Annotated in this window: 6 protein-coding genes and 1 tRNA gene; 4 read left to right on the top strand and 3 right to left on the bottom strand. The window is 69.5% G+C overall.

The window, feature by feature from the left end; genetic code table 11:
• From ACN675_RS28025 to ACN675_RS28035, 3 genes are all read left to right on the top strand, one after another.
• The coding region (locus tag ACN675_RS28025) for an HNH endonuclease signature motif containing protein (RefSeq protein ID WP_420753928.1) at positions 1-433 on the top strand (433 nt) is incomplete at its 5' end.
• Positions 434-543: 110 nt separating this feature from the next.
• Positions 544-1020: a DUF2243 domain-containing protein gene (locus ACN675_RS28030; RefSeq protein ID WP_420753929.1), complete on the top strand. Its 477-nt coding sequence runs from the start codon at positions 544-546 to the stop codon at positions 1018-1020.
• Between the two features lie 3 nt (positions 1021-1023).
• Positions 1024-1848: a cytochrome c oxidase assembly protein gene (locus ACN675_RS28035; RefSeq protein ID WP_420753930.1), complete on the top strand. Its 825-nt coding sequence runs from the start codon at positions 1024-1026 to the stop codon at positions 1846-1848.
• Positions 1849-1893: 45 nt separating this feature from the next.
• On the opposite strand, the gene ACN675_RS28040 is transcribed toward ACN675_RS28035, so the two are convergent.
• The 3 genes from ACN675_RS28040 to ACN675_RS28050 all read right to left on the bottom strand — a co-directional run bounded on the left by ACN675_RS28040 (position 1894) and on the right by ACN675_RS28050 (position 3067).
• Positions 1894-1984: transfer RNA gene (locus ACN675_RS28040), tRNA-Ser, on the bottom strand.
• 54 nt (positions 1985-2038) lie between these two features.
• Complete coding sequence (locus ACN675_RS28045) at positions 2039-2506, bottom strand: nucleoside deaminase (RefSeq protein WP_420753931.1); 468 nt, start codon at positions 2504-2506, stop codon at positions 2039-2041.
• Positions 2507-3067: a tRNA adenosine deaminase-associated protein gene (locus ACN675_RS28050; protein ID WP_420753932.1), complete on the bottom strand. Its 561-nt coding sequence runs from the start codon at positions 3065-3067 to the stop codon at positions 2507-2509.
• 48 nt (positions 3068-3115) lie between these two features.
• On the opposite strand from ACN675_RS28050, the gene ACN675_RS28055 reads away from it, so the two are divergent.
• Positions 3116-4078 (top strand): prephenate dehydrogenase, encoded by a 963-nt coding sequence (locus ACN675_RS28055; protein ID WP_420753933.1) that lies wholly within the window; start codon positions 3116-3118, stop codon positions 4076-4078.
• Positions 4079-4218: the final 140 nt, after the last annotated feature.

A 4218-nucleotide genomic window follows, 5' to 3' on the forward strand; every position in this document is an offset into this window, starting at 1 on the left:
TTTGGCGTCGGCCGATCAGCGGCTGGCGTTGATCGCAGCCTCGGGTGGTTGTACCCGCCCGGGCTGCGATGCGCCGGCCACTCTCACCGCGGTTCACCACATCACCGAATGGCGAGACAGCGGACCCACCGACATCGGCAACGAGGACCTCGCCTGCGACGCCTGCCACGCCCTGGTGCACGACGGACCCGGCGGCTGGGAAACCCGCGTCGCACCGGCAGATTCGGAGCATCCGGGACGCACCGAATGGATTCCACCGCCGCACATCGACCCCGAGCAGAGACCGCGGGTCAACCACCGCCACCATCTCGGCGATCTGCTGTCGGCGGCGTTGGCGCACTACCGCGCCCGCCGCGAAACCGAACTGCGCGAACACCGACAGCGGTGGATGCGGGAACCGGTCGCGGATACCGGTGGCGGCGAGGTTCCGTAGCGAATCGTCGTTCGACGAATCAACCCGTACGGACAATTCCGATTCGTTTCGGAACGACCCGTGTGGGTACCGACTCTCCTACGGCATGAACGGAAGGCGAGTGAATCCGCATGGACCCCCAGGGCCGACGCCCCACACAGCACGGCCGCAACATCGTCGCCGGGATCCTGCTCGGACTCGGTACCGTGGCGTTCCTCGACGAGGCGGTCTTCCACCAGCTGCTGCACTGGCACCACTTCTACGACAAGTCCACCTCCGATGCGGGACTCGTCTCGGACGGACTCTTCCACGCGTTCAGCTGGTTCGCGACCGTCGCAGCCCTGATGCTGGTCTTCGGGCTGGCGCGCGACGGTACCTTCCGGGCTTCGGCCTTCGCCGCCGGCTGGCTGACCGGAGCCGGGTTCTTCCAGCTCTACGACGGTCTGTTCCAGCACAAGGTGCTGGGTCTCCACCAGATCCGCTACGACGTGAACCTCACGCCCTACGACCTCGTGTGGAACATCGTCGCCGCCCTTCTGCTGGCCGCCGGCCTCGCGTTGTGGGTCGTGACCGCACGACGTGTACGCCGCGCCGACGTCTCCTTCTGACGAATGAACCAGCACCAGCACTATGCGGGCGGCACCCTCCTCGGTCCGGGCGAGTGGGTGACCGTCCTGCTGATCGCGGGCGCGGTCGCCGCCTATCTGCTCGTCGTCCTTCGGCTGCGGTGCCGCGAGATCTCATGGCCGGCGAGACGGACGGCGGCCTGGGTGGTCGGATGGGCATCGGTGGGCGTGGCACTCGTCGGTCCCGTCGCCGATAGCGCTCACGACGACTTCGTCGCCCACATGGCCGCGCACGTCCTGCTGGGCATGCTCGGTCCGCTGCTTCTCGTGCTGGCGGCACCGGTCACCCTCGCTCTGCGGATGCTCCCCGTTCCCGCGGCCCGACGCCTGGCACGGACAATGGCATCGCCACCGCTCGCAGTGCTGACCAACCCGTTCGTCGCCGGCGTACTCGACATCGGCGGGCTGTGGGTGCTCTACCGCACTGGCCTGTACGCAGCGACGCACACCGAACCGGCACTCCATGTCCTGGTGCACGCGCACGTCCTGGCCGCCGGTTATCTCTTCACCTTCGCCGTGCTGGGTGGACCCGACCCCGCCCGGCACCGCGCCTCACCACCGTGGCGCGCAGGGGCTCTCGTGCTGGCGATCGCAGCGCACAACATTCTCGCGAAGGTCATCTACGCCGATCCACCCGACGGTGTGCCCGTCGAACGGGCTCGCGCCGGGGCCGAACTGATGTACTACGCCGGGGCACCGGTGGAGATCGCAGTGCTCGTACTCGTGTGCCGTCCCTGGCTCCTGCCACGCCCGCGTGCGCGAGGCAGTGCCCGATCTGTGCCCGGAAGCCGACTCTCGATCCGAAACTGACGACACAAAAAAGTCCCCCACCTGCGTGAACAGGTGGGGGACTCTTGGCGGTGGCGGAGGGATTTGAACCCTCGGACGGGGGTTACCCGTCACACGCTTTCGAGGCGTGCTCCTTAGGCCGCTCGGACACGCCACCGCTAAAAGACTTTACCGGATCGCGTCGCGGAGTTGAAATCGGCTGGTCAGAGCCCTAGGCAAGGTCGCGGTGGGTGCGGAAGAAGTCCTCGAGAACCCCTGCGCATTCGGCCTCGAGAACACCACCGCGCACCGCGGGCCGGTGGGTGAGACGACGGTCGCGCACCACGTCCCACAGCGACCCGACCGCGCCGGTCTTCGGTTCCCACGCGCCGAACACGACCCGGCCGACCCGGGCGAGCACGATCGCGCCCGCGCACATCGTGCACGGCTCGAGCGTCACGGCCAGGGTCGCGCCCTCGAGCCGCCACCCGTCGCCGTACACCCGCGCAGCTTCCCGCAACGCGAGGATCTCGGCGTGTGCGGTCGGGTCACCGGTCGCTTCCCGCGAGTTCGCCGCCCGGGCCAGCTCGGTGCCGTCGGCCGCGAAGACCACCGCACCCACCGGGACATCCCCGGCGGGTGCCGTTTTCGCCGCCTCGAGCGCGACCCGGATCAGATCCTCGTCGTCCCGCAGACCCATCTACTTCTGCAGCTTGTCCAACGTCGAGGACAAAACGTCGTCGAACCCGCAGCGCTGCGCGATCTCCTCGATCTGCTCGTCCGGATACAGCTCCGTCTCCGACAGGATCACCGCCAGGACCGGCTCGGGCAGACCCATGTCGGCGAGGATCGCCAGATCGCCTTCCTCCCACGGCTCGACCTCGTCCAGCTCGTCCGGGTCGATGTCGGGAATCTCGATGTTGAGTGTCTCGAGCACGTCGGCGGCGATGTCGTAGTCCACCGCCATCGTCGCGTCGGACAACAGCAACTGCGTCCCCGCCGGAGCCGGACGCACAATCACGAAGAACTCGTCGTCCACATTGAGCAGACCGAAGACCGCGCCGGAGCTCCGCAGCTCACGCAGCTCCGTCTCCGCCGTCGCCAAACTCGTCAACGCAGCAGAAGTCAGGGCCCGGCACTTCCACCGGCCCTCCTCCCGCGTGACAGCGACGGCGAAGCCGTCCAGGTCCTCCGACGAACCACCGGATGCCCCGGATGTTGTCACCGAAGGGCTCTTGTCCCCTACACGCTGTGCAGCCATGCGCGCAACGGTAGTCTGCCCGGTCCCGTGAATGAAGTCCGATGGCGAATGTGCCAACCTGATGCGGTGTCCAGTGCAGTTTCCGCCCCGCCCGTCTGCGTGCTCGGCCTCGGCCTGATCGGCGGTTCGCTGCTGCGTGCCGCCGTCGCCGCGGGCCGCGAAGCCTGGGGATACAACCGTTCGTCCGGTGCCGTCGACGCCGCGATCGCCGACGGCTTCGACGCGTCCACCGACCTGCACGCGGTGCTGCGCCGCGCCGCCGCTTCCGACGCGCTGGTCGTCGTCGCGGTGCCGATGCCAGCGGTCGACTCGGTCCTCGCCGCGGTCGCCGAGCACGCCCCGACCGTCGCCCTGACCGACGTGGTGAGCGTGAAGTCCGCGGTCGCCGCGGCGGTCGCGGCACGGGGACTGTCCGCGCGGTTCGTCGGCGGGCATCCCATGGCCGGGACCGCCGAATCCGGATGGGAGGCAGGCACCGCCGATCTCTTCCGCGACGCCGTGTGGGTGGTGACCGTCGACGACGGTGCCGACCCCGACGTGTGGCAGCAGGTCGCCGGGCTCGCCCTCGACTGCGGTTCGGTGGTCGTGCCTGCCGAATCCGGGGAACACGACGCCGCGGTCGCGCGGATCTCGCATCTGCCACACATCCTCGCTGAAGCCCTCGCCCTCGCCGGGGCCGGTGGCGGCGACCTCGCGCTGGCGCTGGCCGCCGGTTCCTTCCGCGACGGCACCCGCATCGCCGGGACCGCGCCCGCGCTCGTCGATGCGATGTGTGAGGGCAATGCGACCGCCCTGCTCGCGGCGCTCGACGAAACCCTCGAGGTGCTGCGCACCGCCCGCGAACAGCTCGCCGACGGCCGCACCGGCGACCTCACGTCCGCGGGCCACGCGGCCCGGCAGCGCTACGAGCAGCGCGAACGCAAGCCCATCACCGGGATCGTCCCCGGCGACGACAACTGGATCGAGCAGCTGCGCGACGCCGGGCGTCGCGGCGGGGTGTGGACGTCATGAACCTGCGCGACACCGCGTCGGCCCTGGCCAAGCGCGACCTGACCGCGACCGACCACGTCCGGCAGGTCCTCGCCGAACTCGACGCCCTCGTCGGCACGCCCTGGGGCAACATCGTCGCCGCCCGCAACGACGCGGCCGCG

The sequence above is a fragment of the Rhodococcus sp. O3 genome, assembly GCF_048897285.1.
Classification (GTDB): domain Bacteria; phylum Actinomycetota; class Actinomycetes; order Mycobacteriales; family Mycobacteriaceae; genus Rhodococcus.